Source organism: Vibrio sp. NC2, assembly GCF_025195005.1.
Taxonomy (GTDB): Bacteria; Pseudomonadota; Gammaproteobacteria; order Enterobacterales; family Vibrionaceae; genus Vibrio; species Vibrio splendidus.
This window is the reverse complement of the sequence record NZ_JANVFC010000013.1, coordinates 111,498-129,130: the sequence shown is the minus strand read 5'-3', so window position 1 is coordinate 129,130 and position 17,633 is coordinate 111,498. Positions and strand designations below refer to the sequence as shown.

Below are 17,633 nucleotides of genomic sequence, written 5' to 3'. Positions count from 1 at the left end.
TCGCTAGCTGTGTGGTCTAGATTTCGGTTTGGTTCGAAGCGTACTTCACCTTCAAGAGTGATGAACAACTCGCCTTCAGTGAAGCTAAATTGCTGCTCACCATTGTCAGTTTGATCCAGAGTGCGAACTTGACCGTCATACGTAAACTGGGTGATAGTCGCGCCATCGGCACTCTGATTTGGCATCACATCAATGGTGCTAGTTGTGATTGTTCCATCAGCCAGATTTGGCTCGATAATATCTAACGTACCATCTTGCATGATTTGAACATCATCACCGATGGTCACATTAAGCTGAGACACCAGTGAATCGTCGCCATCCGTATCAACCGCATAAACGGGTAGATCAAAGCTCAGGTCGTTATTCGCAAGACCATCCACATGGTCTAGCGCTTCAAGTAAGGTAAAGGTGTATTCACCCAACGTACTCGTAGAGAAGGCAAGCGTGAATACAGGAACTTCAGTGTTCGAGCCATCAGTGATAAAGCCGATGTAAGTACCCGGATTAGCAGAATCTTCTTTTATCTCGACCGCAAATCCATTCGATTTTAATGCACCACCCACATTGAATTCGGTTGGCTCAATACGGAAACTGGTCACATCATCACTTTGATTGGTGAAGGTAATCGTCTCAGTTTGACTAACTGCAGTGCCACTTGGCGCAGAGCCGTCACTAAGATTGATTTCAGACAGAGTAACGCTTGGCACTGCATCAATGGTTGGGTTATCACCATCCGTAATGGTCAGCGTCACTGTGGAGGTCAGTGCATCGTTATCTGAATCGCTTGAAGTCACCACAATCGACCTAACGATGTCTTCGCTAACCGTGTGGTCTAAATTGCGGTTTGGTTCGAAGCGAACTTCACCTTCAAGAGTGATGAACAACTCACCTTCTGTGAAGCTAAATTGCTGCTCACTATTGTCAGTTTGATCCAGAGTTCGAACTTGCCCGTCATAAGTAAACTGAGTGATCGTCGCGCCATCGGCACTTTGCTCTGGCATCACATCGATAGTATTCGTTGTGATTGTGCCGTCTGCAAGATTTGGCTCAGTGATATCTAAGGTACCATCCTGCATGATTTGGACATCATCACCGATGGTTACATTTAGCTGAGACACCAGTGAATCATCGCCATCACTGTCTACCGCATAAACAGGCAGTTCAAAACTGAGGTCGTTGTTGCCGCGGGCATCTTGGTGGTCCAACGCTTCGATGAGCGTGAACGTGTATTCACCTAATGACCCAGAATTAAAGCTTAATGTGAATACTGTAGTTTCTACGTTTGTGGCACTGGTCGTAAAACCAATGTAGTCACCCGACCCTACCGGATCTTCACGTAACTCAACGGCTAAACCGTTCGATTTAAGATCGTCGTTAGTATTGAACTCCGTTGGCTCAATACGGAAACGAACCACATCATCACTTTGATTGGTAAACGTGATGGTTTGAGTCGAGCTTACCGCGCTGCCACTCGGGGCAGAGCCATCACTCAGATTCGTTTCAGAAAGAGTAACGCTCGGAATAACCTCAATCGTAGGGTTATCACCATCAGTAATGGTTAGTGTTACGGAAGAAGTCAGCGAGTCGTTATCGAAGTCGCTTGAGGTCACGACAATCGACTTCACGATATCTTCACTAACGGAATGGTCTAGATCGCGATTTGGCTCAAAGCGCACTTCACCTTCAAGGGTGATAAACAATTCACCTTCCGTGAAACTGAATTGCTGCTCACCAGTGTCATTCTGATCAAGTGTTCGTAACTGACCATCATAAGTAAACTGGGTGATCGTCGCGCCATCGGCACTCTGATTTGGCATCACATCAATGGTGTTGGTCGTCACCTTACCATCAGCTAGATTTGGCTCAGTGATATCTAACGTACCGTCTTGCATGATTTGGACATCATCACCAATGGTCACATTAAGCTGAGACACCAGTGAATCGTCGCCGTCCGTATCGACCGCATAAACAGGCAGATCGAAGCTCAGATCGTTCTTATCTAAACCATCTACATGGTCTAACGCTTCAAGCAGAGTAAAGGTGTATTCACCCAATGTGCTCGTAGAGAAAGCAATCGTAAACACTGGGATTTCAGCGCCCGAACCATTGGTAATAAAGCCAATGTAAGTACCTGGATTAGCAGAGTCTTCTTTTATCTCAACCGCAAAACCATTCGATTTCAGTGCACCGCCCACATTAAACTCGGTTGGCTCAATACGGAAACTCGCCACATCATCGCTTTGATTGGTGAAGGTAATCGTCTCAGTTTGACTGACTGCACTGCCGCTTGGCGCAGAGCCATCAGCAAGATTTATTTCAGACAGACTAACGTTTGGCATTACATCAATGGTTGGGATATCACCATCGGTAATGGTCAGCGTCACTGTGGAGGTCAGTACGTCATTGTCTGAATCGCTTGAGGTCACCACTATCGACTTCACGATGTCTTCGCTAGCCGTGTGGTCTAAGTTACGATTTGGCTCGAAGCGTACTTCACCTTCAAGAGTGATGAACAACTCACCTTCCGTGAAGCTAAATTGCTGCTCACCATTGTCAGTTTGATCCAGAGTGCGAACTTGCCCGTCATAAGTAAACTGAGTGATCGTCGCGCCATCGGCGCTTTGCTCTGGCATCACATCGATGGTGTTAGTTGAAACAGTGCCATCAGCCAAATTTGGTTCGACAATATCTAACGTACTGCTCTGCATGATTTGAACATCATCACCAATGGTTACACTCAATTGAGAAACCAATGAATCATCGCCATCACTGTCAACGGCGTAGACTGGCAGATCAAAGCTCAGATCGTTATTTGCAAGGCCATCCGCATGGTCTAATGCTTCAAGTAAAGTGAAGGTGTATTGACCTAAATTGGTATCCGAGAAGCTAATCGTGAACACGTTAGTTTCAACGTTCGAGCCATCAGTAACAAAGCCGATGTAGCCGCCCGGAGTGGTTGGATCGGCCTTCAGCTCAACCGCCAATCCGTTTGATGTGAGAGCGCCACCAACATTAAATTCAGTCGGTTCAATACGGAAGCTTGTCACATCATCACTTTGAGTGGTGTAAGTAATAGTTTGAGTTGAACTCACCGCGCTGCCGCTAGGTGCAGAGCCATCACTCAGATTAGTTTCAGACAAGTTCACAGTTGGAACATTATCAATGGTTGGGATATCACCATCGGTAATGGTCAACGTGACGGTTGAAGTCAGCACATCGTTATCCGAGTCACTAGACGTCACCACAATCGATTTCACGATGTCTTCGTTCAGTGTGTGGTCTAGATTACGATTAGGCTCAAAGCGCACATCACCTTGAAGCGTGATGAACAGTTCACCTTCTGTGAAGCTAAACTGCTGCTCGCCATTATCATTTTGGTCAAGTGTTCGAAACTGGCCATCATAAGTGAATTGAGTGATCGTCGCGCCATCGGCACTTTGATTTGGCATCACATCAATGGTGCTGGTTGTCACAGTGCCATCGGCAAGATTTGGCTCGACGATATCTAACGTACTATCTTGCATGATTTGAACATCATCACCGATAGTGACGTTTAACGGAGACACCAGTGAATCATCGCCATCACTATCTACCGCGTAAACAGGTAAATCAAAACTGAGGTCGTTGTTGCCACGGGCATCTTGGTGGTCCAACGCTTCGATGAGTGTGAACGTGTATTCACCTAATGATCCAGAATTAAAGCTTAATGTGAATACTGGAGTTTCTACGTTCGTCGCACTGGTCGTAAAACCAATGTAGTCACCCGACCCTGCCGGGTCTTCACGTAACTCAACAGCTAAACCGTTCGATTTAAGATCATCGTTAGTATTGAACTCCGTTGGCTCAATACGGAAACGAACCACATCATCACTTTGATTGGTAAAAGTAATAGTTTGAGTCGAGCTTACCGCGCTGCCACTTGGAGCAGAGCCATCGCTCAGGTTAATTTCAGAAAGCGTAACACTTGGAATAACATCAATCGTCGGGTTATCACCATCAGTGATCGTCAGCGTAATGGTTGAAGTCACCGGATCGTTATCGAAGTCGCTTGAAGTCACGACAATCGACTTCACGATATCTTCACTCACTGAGTGGTCTAGATCGCGATTAGGCTCAAAGCGCACTTCACCTTCAAGGGTGATAAACAGTTCGCCTTCTGTGAAGCTGAACTGCTGTTCTCCTGAAATACTTTGATCCAGTGTGTTTACGACACCGTCATAAGTGAACTGAGTGATCGTCGCGCCATCAGCACTTTGATTTGGCATTACATCAATGGTGTTGGTTGTGATTGTACCGTCAGCAAGATTTGGCTCGGTGATATCTAACGTACCGTCTTGCATGATTTGAACATCATCACCGATAGTCACATTAAGCTGAGACACCAATGAATCGTCGCCGTCCGTATCAACCGCATAAATAGGCAGATCAAAGCTCAGATCGTTCTTATCTAAACCATCTACATGGTCTAACGCTTCAAGCAGAGTAAAGGTGTATTCACCCAATGTGCTCGTAGAGAAAGCAATCGTAAACACTGGGATTTCAGCGCCCGAACCGTTGGTAATAAAGCCAATGTAAGTACCCGGATTAGCCGAATCTTCTTTTATCTCAACCGAAAATCCATTCGATTTAAGTGCACCGCCCACATTAAACTCTGTTGGTTCAATACGGAAACTTGCTACATCGTCGCTGCCTGCGGTAGAGGTAATCGTCTCGGTTGCGCTAACTGTACTTCCGCTGGGAGCAGAGCCGTCATTAAGGTTGGTTTCAGAGAGAGTCACAGGCGGGATCAAATCAATGATCAGATCTTGGCCATCGGTAATACTTAACTCAAGCGTCGAACTATCAGTATCCCCATCACCATCTTCGGCTAAAAATGAGAACTGTTTGACGATAGTTTCACTGCTTGAGTGGTCGATATCACGAGCGACTTCAAAACTGAAGTCACCGTTTAATGAGATAGTGACGACACCTTCAGTAAAACTGAAAATCTGGGTAGCATCGGGGAGCAGGCTTTGATCGAGTGAGTAATCAACACCGTCGTAGTTAAACGATTGAATTGTAGAACCATCTGCGCCTTCAAAATTGAACAGGTTATACGAAACAATAGTATCGCCCGCTAAGGTCGGCTCGGTGACTGATTCAACCTTATCAACTAACTCAACGACATCGTCTTTAACATTGACGAGGATCTCAGCAGCTTCTGGTGTGTTCGAACCTCCAGACAGTGCAGAACGGTCGCCATCTGCATCAACAGCATAAATTGGCAATGCAAAAGTTAGCAGCGCATCTTCAGCGCCTTGATGAGAAAGTTCTTCATAAAGATTAAAATCATAGTTGCCCAATGAAGGGCTATCAATTTTAACGTCAAAGACCGTAATTCTCGAACCATTGACCTCAACATAACCTTCGTAAGTTCTTACACCGTTGGTTTCATCAATCAACTCAAGTAGCACAGCCTCGCCATTTGAAACCAAGCTGCCACCAGTATTAAATTCTGTAGGTTCAAGTTCATAATGGTCAATGATGTCACTTTCAAAAATGTCCGCGGTGATACTGCCAGTGCCAGACACTGGCGCCGTGCCCTCTTGTGAGCCGCCAACAATACCCGCTTCATCAACGTCAATACTGTCAACATTAATGATAACCGGGCTATCGCCATCAGTAATGGCAATGTTGATCGTATTGGTTACAACATCTTGGTCAAAATCGGTAATCGTGATTGGCAAAGCGAACGTCAGTGAATCGGTACCCACTTGTTCTATTGGATTAGACTGCTCGAATTTATAGGTGCCATCGGTATCTAGAGAGATAGTGAGAACAACCTCACCTCGACCTTGGATGGACAGAGTAATCGTTGTTCCATCATCAGAAAGTCTCGCAAGCGTGTTTTGATTATCACTGAGCAACCCATCAAACTGGTCCAGTGCACTTGCATCAAATACGGCTGATTGAAGGTTATCACTACCAATATTTGAGAACGTCCCTTCGATTGCCGCGCTGCTAGTTTCAACGTTAGTGATATTGACACTTTCAACAGACGGATCTATCCCGTCAAACACTGAAACTTGTGCGTTAACGGGTGTTGCTAGCGGGTTCCCAGCGGTGTCTTCACCTTGAATATCAAAGGCAATATCTATTTGATCGCCAGTGTAAGAAACCTGACCACCGCCAACCGACGGTACATGATCAATCGGCTGGGAAATCGTTGTGGTTAGAGAAAGCTCAATGTTATTGCCAACACTGACGGCATCAATGTCGATACGTAATACTTCGTCGGTACCTTGAACACCAACGATAGAATTAGTCGTCGCGTCATAGGTGAAGATAACGGACTGACCACTTGAAGTAATGTCGCTGTTTAATTCACTAAGTAGTGAAGCGAGGGATAAAGTTTCTGGAATGAAAGAGTCAGGGGCGAGAGCTAAACTACCAGCAATAATCGTTTCTGTCGTTGTTACAGATTGGGGATAGGTATTGCCAGATATGGAGCCTTCAGTCAGTGTTTCACTGATTGATTGGCCACCTGATGAACGAGTGATCGATCTGAATTCTTCTCTGTCTTCATCAACAGTTTGTTCTGCTAGACCAGCGGTCTCAAAGAAAGTCGATGGATGAGTTTCAGTGTAGTTATAGTCAATCGTCACAAAGCCAGCATTTGCAGAACCTAGTCCGCCACCAGCAGCCGTTGCTTCTAAGATTTGAGTCGGATCGGCACCACCTAAAATGGCTTCTTGAATTGCAGCAAGGTCGTCTTCAGTGAAGGTTTCTGCGTCTGCTTGCTGTAAGTCAAAATTAACCTCACCAGCTATTGGGGCATCTACCCATGCAGCGTTGTCATCAACACAACCGACGCAATTCTCTGCAACCGGAATCGAATCATTCTGAACGCCTAATACAAGCTCTGACTTGTTGGCCGTAATCACGATCTCATTTTCACGGATGGTATCGCCAACTGAAACTTTTCTTGCGCTGCCGTCTGGCTTAACTACGACGACATCTCCACTCGTTGCTTCAACTACCGCAACCTGTCGCGAAACTTCAATATCCATACATCCCCCGTTGTCACAAAGCACTATTTTTAAGCGCTGTGAAAATTATTTGTAATAGCAATTTCAGGTTTTAATTGAACACATACTTAGCTCTCATCAATGGCAATCCATTGTTATGCCCAATCGGCTTGAAAAGAGAGAAGTATTTCACCTGTTTTTTTATAGTTTACTTACCCTTAAGCCTAGTCTTCCCCATAAAAAATGCCATGTCTGTGCGAAGAGACATCTTTTCGCAAATCCAAGTATTCTTTCAAGGCTTAAAAACCCTAGTCAAAAGTTAGTAGGATGCTGATTAATATGCAAATGAGCACGCAATATAAATACACATCTTCGTTTTATAAATATATACAGTAACAAAGTTGATAAATCATTAGCGAATACAGGGCATTAATAGCGGTAAGCTCTGCATCCTTAGTAAAGCAGAGGCAAGTCCCATCTTTGAGACACCTCTCAGAATCAATGTGATGATTTTTCGCTCACAAACCATGAGATAAACCGTAGAATACGAGCCTTTTAGCCTATTAGTTCACAGCCAAGAAAAGACTACTTACTGAGATGCGAGAATAGAATTTTTGTTGCTCGACAAAACAAAAAAGCCCACTAAGTTGAAACTTAGTGGGCTTTAAAATCAGTATGTAGCGTTACGCTTTTAACAATCAAACACTATGATTTAGCGAGGCGATTTGCCGTCCAAACATAAAGCAGCTCAAGTGCGATAGTTGCACCAGCCAATGCTGTAATCTCGCTTTGGTCATACGCAGGTGAAACCTCAACAACATCCATACCGACCATGTTGATACCTTGCAGGCCACGGATAATTTTCAGAACTTTGTCTGAATTCAAACCGCCGCATACTGGCGTACCTGTACCCGGAGCAAAAGCAGGATCCAGACAATCGATATCAAACGTTAAGTACACTGGCTTATTACCAACAATACCTTTCACTTGAGCAATGATCTCGTCAACGCTCATGTCATTGGCTTGCATCGCATTAATGACATTGAAGCCGTGACCTTCCTGCTTGTACTCTGTACGAATACCAATTTGCACTGAATGTTCAGGCGAAATTAAACCTTCATTTGGCGCATGGTAGAACATAGTACCGTGATCGTAACGACTGCCCTGACTGTAAGTGTCAGTGTGCGCGTCGAAGTGAATCAGAGCCATCTCACCGTACTTCTTGCCGTATGCTCTTAACAAAGGCAGTGTAATGAAGTGATCGCCACCTAAACCTAACAGAGTTTTACCATTGTTTAGAATCGCATCAGCAGCCGCTTCTAAACGCTGAGTTAGGTCTTCTGCATCACCACAATCAAACACAAGATCGCCAGCATCAATCACCGAGGTATGTTCAAATACATTGAAGTCCCAAGGGAATTTTTTGCCTTCCCACGCCAAGTTTACCGACGCACGACGAATCGAATCTGGTCCCATACGAGCGCCCGGACGACCCGACGTCGCCATATCTAACGGCGCACCTAACACAACCACATCGGCATCGCAATCGATTGGGTTCTGTACCAATGGACGACGCATAAACGTCATGGCGTTGGAATACAGCGAGTAATCTGGTTTCGTAAATAGATCGTTCATTAAAAATCCTCAAGATAGGTGTAACCCATCAGGCCTTGCTCTAACTCTTCAAGTACGCTTTGCTGCTCTTGTGCTGGTACTTTTGCTGTTACCAGTTCTTTGTAGTTCTGACGAATCAGGTCCATATCGATGTGAACATAACGCATCATGTCTTCAACCGTGTCGCCTTCGTTGATGTAATCGATGTTCGCTTCACCGCTTTCGTCAACGTTGACCACTACGCTGTGCGTATCACCAAATAGGTTGTGCATATCGCCCAAGATCTCTTGGTATGCGCCTACTAAGAAAAAGCCCATCAGATAAGGTTCATCTGGGTTCCATGCAGGAACTGGCAACGTTGTTTCAATACCTTGACCATCAACGTACTGATCAATCGTACCGTCAGAATCACATGTGATATCCAGTACCACAGCGCGTCGCTCATCCGCATTATCCAAACCACTTAGAGGCAATACAGGGAACACCTGATCGATACCCCAAGCATCTGGCAGCGATTGGAACAACGAGAAGTTCACGAAAAACTTATCAGCCAAACGCTCGCTCAACTCATCCAAGATTGGACGGTGGTAGCGGTTTTTAGTACTCATGCGAGAGCTAAGTTCGTAGTTAATTCGCAAAGACATCTGTTCTGCCCAAGCACGATGCTGAAGGTTCAGCATGCCTGTTGCAAATTGGTTGTGTGCTTCTGCGATATCACTCTGCGTGTCGTTATAGATCTCGATCAACGCTCGATCATCGTTACCTGCATCTAGCTCTAAGAAGTTCCTCCACATGTTGTTTAGCAACATTGGTGCATCAGCTTCAGGCGCAGCCATATCTTCTGGCGAGTAGCTTTCAGTACCAATCACGTTGGTGATCAATACAGCATGGTGCGCAGTCAGTGAGCGACCAGATTCCGAAATAATCACAGGCTGTGGTTGATTGTAGAGCTTACAAATATCCCCGACTGTCATCACGATGTTGCGAGCGTACTCAAGCAAGCCGTAATTCATTGAGTTTGAAGATTGGCTGCGTGTGCCGTCGTAATCAACCGCCAAACCACCACCAACATCTAAGTACTTCAATTGAGCACCGATATCGCGCAGTTCACAGTAGAAGCGAGCCGCTTCGCTCACACCATTTCTTACATCACGAATATTGGCCATTTGTGAACCAAGATGGAAATGCACTAACTCTAGAACATCAAGCTGATCTTCTGCTTTCAAGCGTTCAATAACGGTAAGCACTTGTGATGCAGACAAACCAAACTTCGACTTCTCCCCACCACTTGCTTGCCATTTACCTGCGCCTTGAGAAGCAAGACGAATACGTAAACCTAAACGAGGTTTCACGCCAAGCGCTTTCGCTTCAGAAAGAACAAGATCAAGCTCAGAGAGCTTCTCTAGAACGATAAAGACTTTATGACCCAGCTTTTCGCCAATAAGCGCAAGACGGATGTATTCTCTGTCTTTGTAACCGTTACACACGATCACCGAGCTCGCTTTTTGAGCCAGTGCCAATACCGCTAATAGTTCAGGCTTGCTGCCCGCCTCTAAACCAAGCTGCTTCTGCTCTAATTGAGCTTGGCTCGCTAAGATCTCGTCAACCACTTCTTTCTGTTGGTTAACTTTAATCGGGTAAACAAGTAGGTAACGGTTATCGTACTGATATTCGTCGATCGCTTGGTTGAATGCGTTACAGATATTGTGCACACGTTGATGCACGATTTGAGGAAAACGCACAAGAGCAGGCAAACCAATATTTCGCTGCTCTAACTGTTTTACGATCTGACTAAGAGGAACTTGATGATCGGTTTCGCTCGGTGAAACATACACCTCACCGTTATCATCAATTCCATAAAAACCTTGGCTCCAGTGCTTTACATTATACTCAGCACGGATGCGTTCCAAATTAACCGAATTTTCCAATTCTAGAGACCTCACACTATAGGGCCATCGACAGAAGATACCTCATTGGAATAGCGAGGTATAACCCAACAAAAAACGTTCGAAAACGATTTGTTGGCTGCATTAACCGATATTATTAAGAGTGAGTCCAACCATTGATATTTGTGGTTACGATTACGTTTTTTTATCGTCGATCCGACTTAAAGTGACAGGTAAGGTATTACAAGGTTTTAGGCCAAAAAACAGGCTGAAGCGCATTAGATTTAAAGCACTTTCTAACAAAAAATCAGATGCATAAAATACCAAAGGCACATAAAATTCTTGGCTAATCTGGTCAAGTAAGTCAGGGGTGTGACAAATATGACCACTTCCCAATCTGAACTCTCGCTATCACAAACACAACTTGTATCCCACGATTCGAGGCCTATAAACACTTCATTCTTCCTACTAAAACTCGCTCACTTCAATGTTGTAACCGCTCAATTTTTGAACTTTTCTCGCGCATATCTTGTATTCGGTTCGATCTTCTTGTAATTTCAGCTGACCAACCAATCGGTCAGCTTTCGAATTTAGGGGATACTATGAGCCATAATCTAGACCTTGAACCAACCACGTCGAACCTCAACGACATGGATAAAATATTCAACCGACAAAAAGATCACTACCGCAGTAATGTTAATCCAACGCTTGAGCAGAGAAGAAAAAACCTCTCGGAATTAAAAGCGTTGCTAATACGCTACCAAGAGCAATTGATTGACGCAGTGTCTGAAGATTATGGTCATCGCGCAAAACACGACAGCTTGATTGCTGATATCACCCCTTCTCTTCACCAAATTAATTACAGTGATAAGAACCTTAAGAAGTGGTTGAAGCCATCACGCCGCAAAGCCGGTTTGATGCTGACGCCAGCAAAGATCACGGTTCATTATCAGCCTGTGGGCGTTGTAGGCATTATCGTTCCTTGGAACTTTCCTATAATGCTCTCTTTAGGTCCTCTCATCACTGCGTTAGCGGCGGGCAACACTGCAATGCTCAAGATGTCCGAGTTTACTCCTGCGACCAACCAAGTTTTAAAAGCCATGCTGGCCGAAGGCTTTAGTGAAGATCAAGTCGCGATTATCGAAGGTGAAGCGGATGTTTCCGCTAAATTTAGCCAGCTCCCGTTTGACCATATTCTATTTACTGGGTCGACCTCTGTTGGTAAGCACGTCATGAGAGCAGCAGCCGACAACTTAACGCCAGTAACTTTGGAGTTAGGCGGCAAGTCTCCAACGATTATTGCTCCCGACTTTGATGTGGCTGACGCCGTTGAACGCATCCTGTTTGCAAAAAGCTTAAACGCTGGCCAGATTTGTGTGGCGCCCGATTACATCTTATTGCCACGAGAAAAAATCGATGCGTTCATCACAGCTTATAAGCAATACTTCAAAAAGCTGTATAAAGCAGGCATTGAGAGTAAAGACTTAACTTCAGTGATCGATATGCGTCAATACAATCGTTTGAAGGGGGTGATTGCAGATGCTCAATCTAAAGGCGCAGTTGTTCACACCGTCACCGAACAAGCGCAAGACGACGTAAACCACAGAATGACGCCGCACCTTCTCACCGAAGTGAACGACGACATGGTCGCAATGCAAGAAGAGTTGTTTGGCCCCGTACTGCCTATAGTTCCTTATGATTCTATTGAAGAAGCGATCAGCTACATCACAACAAGAGAACGTCCGCTTGCTTTGTACCTGATGAGTCATGATAAGCAGACTCAAGATCTAATCTTATCGAGCACGCACTCTGGCGGCGTGTGTATTAATGATTCTTTGGTGCATGTGGCAGCAGAAGACGCGCCGTTCGGTGGCATAGGCCCTTCAGGCATGGGACACTATCACGGCATTGAAGGCTTCAAGACCTTTAGCCATGCCAAAACCGTTCTAAGCAGAGGAAAAATCAACTTCACCAAGTTAATGCATCCTCCTTACAACAACCCAATCAAGAAACTGATGTTCAAAGTACTCAATAGATGATCACCAAAAGACAAAAAATCCTAGATGCTGCACTCCTGCTCTTCTCTCAACAAGGGCTAGAGGGCACATCTACCGGACAAATAGCGAAAACAGCCGGCGTGGCAAAAGCGACGTTGTTTCACCACTTCGAGAACAAATCTCTATTGATTGATGAACTGTTTCGCGAGCTGAAGCTAGAGCTATTCTCGACCCTTCAACCGCACACTGATGTGGCAGTAGATGATCGCTACCAAGCCTTTAAGTTCATGTGGATCACTGGGATTGAATGGGCACTAGAAAATCCGATTGCGATGAAGTTCTTCACCAATGTTCATTTCGACCCAACAACTCAAACTCGAGAAGTGATCGTCTCGCAGATGTTCGCGTCATTAGACGAGATCATTTTGCAAGGACAAGAGGACGGTGAATTGATGGTGTTAGACATTAACCTTGTAAGGCACTTTATCCATAGCCACTTTCTGATTTGTGCAAACTGGCTTATTGAGCAAAACGAATCTCCACCAGAGCAAACATCGAAGTACATCAATGATAGCTTTGATATGTGTTGGCGAGCTGTCGGCGGACAAAACCTGTAATTTGCACATTATTTGAAGCTCTTGCTTTCAAAGAACACTCTAAAGCGCCTCATAGTTATATCTATATATAGGAATGAGGCGCTTTAATTATTTGGATACATTTTAATCACATCACCATATTGACTTTAAGCACCCTCTTTCAGTACCATCCCACCATCATTTCAAAAGAGAATAACGCCATAATGAAGTACTAACATCCTGACATCCGATTTATTTTTATAAAAATCATTTGGACACTCGGGGTTAGTGGGCGTTACTTCGTCATCTATTTTCGCGACAAATCAAGCTCTTAAAGATCCGTTTTTTGACAAGCTACATCTTTAAGATCAGCACCTTAAAGACAGAAATCAGATCAGCACTCTATTTCCTATCTTTGATTGGTACGCTACCTAAGTAACGTCTTTGGCGATCTATACATAGAATTCTGTGCAGGGTTCTATATAGAAAAAGCGCCTCACCCCTTTTACTCGTTTACACGTAAAGGGAGGTATTTTTATGCCTACTATATTAGCCAACAATCTCTCATTCCAACTCGATACTGGTGAGTGGTTATTCAAAGACATCACCTTTAATTTGAGCACTCGCCTCACCGGCCTAGTCGGAAGAAATGGGGCTGGAAAGTCACTACTTCTTTCGTTACTGATCGGGCAAAAACAGCCCACAACAGGCAGTATTTCGCGCCAAGGTTCGATCGGCTTTTACTCTCAGTTACCATCAACGCTACTGGATTCCGCCACCACCATCGCTGACTTCTTAGGGCTCACCGAAAAGTTAGATGCATTAAAAGCGATAGAGCAAGGTAGCTGCGAACTGCAGCACTTCAATATCGTTGGAGATGATTGGGATTTAGAGACACGTACCCAGCAGTTGCTAGGTACACTAAAGATCACTAGTGATTTAAACACGCTTTGTTGCTCTTTGAGTGGTGGGCAACTTGCCCTGTTACAGCTTCATCGGCTATTCGTATCAAATAACGACATACTGATCCTCGATGAGCCTTCGAACCATTTGGATAACGATGGACGCAATTGGTTACTAGAACAATGCCAGTTGTTTGAAGGCAAGGTACTTGTCGTCAGCCATGATCGAAGCTTATTGAGACAAATGGACGGGATCTACCATCTAAACAGCTTGGGCGTACATTTCTATAAAGGAAATTATGATGATTACTTCAAACAAGTGTCTAGCCAAAGCGAAGCGCTAGACAAACAGATTGCGCATCATCAGTCCGAAAAGAAACGACTCGAGCGTCAAGCTCAAACCAACAAGGAAAAGGCGCAGCAGCGAGAGTCTCAGGGAAACCGACTCAGAAAGTCAGGTAGCCAACCCAAGATCTTATTGGATGCGATGAAAGATAAAGCAGGTCAAAGCCAAGCCGCGTCGGCGACAAGTCAAAGGAACCTCATTGAACAAAACCAACATAAACTTCAGTCGCTTAAAGAACAGAAAGAGCGGATGAAACCACAAGCGTTATACCTACAACAAGCGAATGCTACTAAAAAACACTCACTATTAACCGTTGAAGAGTGTCGCCTAAATTTTGGTTCTGGTGCTCCTATTAGCTTCTCTCTATCACAAGGGGAACGATGCTATCTAACCGGGGCTAACGGGTGTGGAAAATCGACACTGTTAAAAGCCATTCATGGCCAACACTCGAACTATATCAGATCCATTAAGCGCTTAGGGGCGACCGTATACTTGGATCAACACTTTGGCCTGTTAGACACCAACGATACGATGTTCGATAGCTTGATGACACACAGCTTTGGGTTAACAGAAAGTGACGCACGAACCTTGCTCGCTGGAATTGGGTTCAGGCGAGACTCCGTATACCGAAAAGTGGCTCATTTAAGTGGTGGTGAAAAAATGAAGCTGGCGATGTTGATCGTTAGCCATAAGCAAGACACCCCGCTTCTATTACTCGATGAACCGGACAACCACCTAGACATCGACTCAAAGCAAATATTGGCGTCCGCTTTACGTGAATACCAGGGTGCGTTCATCTTGGTGAGTCATGACAGCGATTTTGTTGAGGAGGTCGGCGTTAGCCAAAACCATATACGACTTTAACCTTCGTAGATTCGTTCACTTAGATTAGTTAAGCGAGCATCGTTCCGGTGCTCGCCTTTCTTGATTGAGACAAGTAAACTACGCGCCTCGAACATCTATTCATAAGGCTAAGGTTTGCATACTCTAGAACAATTAAAATCAGGGCAACTCAAAGGTATTAAGCGCTTAAAACTGTCAGAAGGTCTCACCGAATTTCCATTAGAGATCTTAGAACTCGCTGATTCTCTTGAGATTCTAGACCTTTCAGGCAATCAACTGTCAGATTTACCAGAAGAGTTATCGCAGCTGACTAACCTGCGAATTATCTTCGCGTCGAATAACCTGTTTACGCACCTGCCTGATGTTCTAGGTACTCTTCCTAAGCTCGAAATGGTTGGCTTCAAAACCAACCAAATCAATACCGTTTGCGAGCAATCTCTGCCTACTCAACTACGTTGGTTGATCCTGACAGACAATGCGATCGAGGTTCTCCCTCACTCTTTAGGTGAAAGAGCACGACTACAAAAGCTCGCATTGGCGGGTAACAAGATTCGTGTTCTACCAGAAAGCATGGAAAACCTATCAAACCTTGAGCTAGTTCGTCTGTCTGCAAACCAACTGACTGAGTTCCCTGAGTTCCTAATCAAGCTACCAAAACTGGCGTGGTTAGCGTTTGCGGGTAACCCGTTTTGTAAACACCCAAGCAACTTAGATAGCGTGCCTGCCGTGAGTTCGCAATGCTACTCACTGAATCAAGTACTTGGTCAGGGTGCGTCTGGCGTAATTTCACATGCTAACTGGTTAAACGGTGACTTTGATTTCCCACAAGAAGTGGCGGTTAAAGTATTCAAAGGCGAAGTGACCAGTGACGGTTACCCACACGATGAACTTGAAGCGTGTCTTCAAGCCGGCCAACATAGCAACCTAGTGAAGTCTATCGCTCAAGTCGACGAGTCAGACTACCTAGCGTTGGTCATGGAGCTTATCCCAAGCAACTATTACAACCTAGGTTTGCCCCCTACTCTTGAAAGCTGTACTCGCGATACGTTCAATGAAGGCTTTGAGCTTTCAATTGCTCAAATCAATAGCATTACAGCTCAGATGATTGATGTGTTTGAACACCTTCATGCCAACAAAGTTTGTCATGGTGATCTATATGCACACAACACTTTGGTTAACGAGCAAGGTCAGATGATCTTTGGTGACTTTGGCGCCGCAACTATCTACGGTTACCTAACTGAAGAGCAACAACAAGGCATTCGACGAATTGAAGCACGTGCATTGAAGTACTTTATTGAAGACCTACTGACGGTTTGTGCAAGGCAAGATCAAGACAGCGAGCTTTATACTCGATTGGCGAACTTCGAAGCTTAATGGCTTAACTTAATAGCTTAATAGCTTAATAGCGCGTTGATTGGAAGTAATCGGTCGAATTGAAAACAACAAAGCCAACATCACTGTTGGCTTTGTTATTCTTGGAATATCACTTATTCTAATGGACAAGCAAGGTCGGCTAAAAGGGATTAACGCTCAGCCTGCACCAATTTCAGATACGAATGCAGCTCACCATTTTTATATTCCACCGCAGAATGAATATTAAGGTCAGCACGAGCCACAACAGCAAACTGGTAGCGGTTGTCACCCTTCAGAATCTCGACGTGTAACAAACCGTCTGCTAACTGCCACTGTCCTGTTGTTTCAAATCGATCGAACAAACGGTATTCAGTTAGAGAACCGTCAGCATTGAAGTGCACTTCAGTGATATAGCCGCCGGGGCAACTCTTCACCCACACTCGACTCTCGATATCACTGACAGTAAAGTCACGCTTTGTATCACGCCACGCTAGAAAGCCTTCATTATCATAAAGACCAATGTCGAGATCAATTCGAGAAATTAACGGTAGCTCAGTTTGCTCACGACAATAAAGTTGAAGCAAAATTTGCTGAACTGTTTCGTTCTGTAATTCACTCATTGTGACTTCCCTTTCTTATTGCTCAGCAGTTAAACACTGTAGTGATCAACAAATTTCATTTAAAGCGGGTTACACAAGCTCGTAAGAAACCACATACAGCTGAGAGATACCCGGATAGATATCTTGAATCACGTCTTTGAGTACTTGCAGCGTCATGTTCTCTTGCTCCGCATGGAACTCACCTAAGTCATCAAACAGGATTGGTTCAACGCTGATGATCTTAAGGTTACAGAACACACGGCCTTGCTCTAGCGTAGATACTTCCACAACGCTACCTGGCTGGTAGTCGCGTTCAGATTCATCGCGAATAGTAATGGTCTTTTTGCCAGAAAGGATGTCAGTTTCAAAACGTTCGAAGAACGTCATAGTGGTAGGTGCGGTCATTTATCTCGGTCGCTTAACATTAGAGGTTAGGTAGATGTTTATATACCAGAATGCCTGTTCAAGCGAATAAAAATTAGATGCGGAATTTCATCTCGTCATTCCCTAG

The 17,633-nt window shown here is 44.7% G+C and carries 9 protein-coding genes; 4 read left to right on the top strand and 5 right to left on the bottom strand.

The window, feature by feature from the left end:
* The 3 genes from NX845_RS16550 to speA all read right to left on the bottom strand — a co-directional run.
* A partial coding sequence (locus tag NX845_RS16550) for a retention module-containing protein (RefSeq protein WP_260257005.1) occupies nucleotides 1-7,049 on the bottom strand: 7,049 nt, incomplete at its 3' end.
* 663 nt (nucleotides 7,050-7,712) lie between these two features.
* A complete protein-coding gene (speB, locus tag NX845_RS16545) occupies nucleotides 7,713-8,642 on the bottom strand; it encodes an agmatinase (RefSeq protein WP_260257004.1) in 930 nt (309 codons plus the stop codon).
* Nucleotides 8,642-10,549 (bottom strand): arginine decarboxylase, encoded by a 1,908-nt coding sequence (gene speA, locus NX845_RS16540; RefSeq protein WP_102447727.1) that lies wholly within the window; start codon nucleotides 10,547-10,549, stop codon nucleotides 8,642-8,644. The genes speB and speA overlap by 1 nt, the downstream gene beginning before the upstream one ends.
* A 560-nt stretch (nucleotides 10,550-11,109) precedes the next feature.
* Here speA and NX845_RS16535 point away from each other — a divergent pair.
* From NX845_RS16535 to NX845_RS16520, 4 genes are all read left to right on the top strand, one after another.
* On the top strand, nucleotides 11,110-12,546 hold the full coding sequence (locus NX845_RS16535; RefSeq protein ID WP_260257003.1) for a coniferyl aldehyde dehydrogenase: 1,437 nt from the start codon (nucleotides 11,110-11,112) through the stop codon (nucleotides 12,544-12,546).
* Entirely contained in the window at nucleotides 12,543-13,121 is a 579-nt protein-coding gene (locus tag NX845_RS16530) for a TetR/AcrR family transcriptional regulator (RefSeq protein WP_017091636.1), read from the top strand. Before NX845_RS16535 ends, NX845_RS16530 begins: the two co-directional genes overlap by 4 nt.
* A 495-nt stretch (nucleotides 13,122-13,616) precedes the next feature.
* The gene (locus NX845_RS16525) at nucleotides 13,617-15,191 is read left to right on the top strand and encodes an ABC-F family ATP-binding cassette domain-containing protein (RefSeq protein ID WP_260257002.1); all 1,575 of its coding nucleotides are present in this window, start codon (nucleotides 13,617-13,619) and stop codon (nucleotides 15,189-15,191) included.
* 114 nt (nucleotides 15,192-15,305) lie between these two features.
* Nucleotides 15,306-16,544 (top strand): leucine-rich repeat-containing protein kinase family protein, encoded by a 1,239-nt coding sequence (locus NX845_RS16520; protein ID WP_260257001.1) that lies wholly within the window; start codon nucleotides 15,306-15,308, stop codon nucleotides 16,542-16,544.
* Nucleotides 16,545-16,693: 149 nt separating this feature from the next.
* On the opposite strand, the gene NX845_RS16515 is transcribed toward NX845_RS16520, so the two are convergent.
* Together NX845_RS16515 and yqfB are read right to left on the bottom strand one after the other, a co-directional pair.
* On the bottom strand, nucleotides 16,694-17,143 hold the full coding sequence (locus NX845_RS16515) for a hypothetical protein (protein WP_017091633.1): 450 nt from the start codon (nucleotides 17,141-17,143) through the stop codon (nucleotides 16,694-16,696).
* 69 nt (nucleotides 17,144-17,212) lie between these two features.
* Entirely contained in the window at nucleotides 17,213-17,527 is a 315-nt protein-coding gene (gene yqfB, locus NX845_RS16510; RefSeq protein WP_017091632.1) for a N(4)-acetylcytidine aminohydrolase, read from the bottom strand.
* Nucleotides 17,528-17,633: the final 106 nt, after the last annotated feature.

Excerpts from the sequence above, each read along its gene's own strand:
- speB (WP_260257004.1), bottom strand. The coding sequence starts at position 8,642 with ATGAACGATCTATTTACGAAACCAGATTACTCGCTGTATTCCAACGCC.
- NX845_RS16535 (WP_260257003.1), top strand. The coding sequence starts at position 11,110 with ATGAGCCATAATCTAGACCTTGAACCAACCACGTCGAACCTCAACGAC.
- NX845_RS16530 (WP_017091636.1), top strand. The coding sequence starts at position 12,543 with ATGATCACCAAAAGACAAAAAATCCTAGATGCTGCACTCCTGCTCTTC.
- NX845_RS16525 (WP_260257002.1), top strand. The coding sequence starts at position 13,617 with ATGCCTACTATATTAGCCAACAATCTCTCATTCCAACTCGATACTGGT.
- NX845_RS16515 (WP_017091633.1), bottom strand. The coding sequence starts at position 17,143 with ATGAGTGAATTACAGAACGAAACAGTTCAGCAAATTTTGCTTCAACTT.
- yqfB (WP_017091632.1), bottom strand. The coding sequence starts at position 17,527 with ATGACCGCACCTACCACTATGACGTTCTTCGAACGTTTTGAAACTGAC.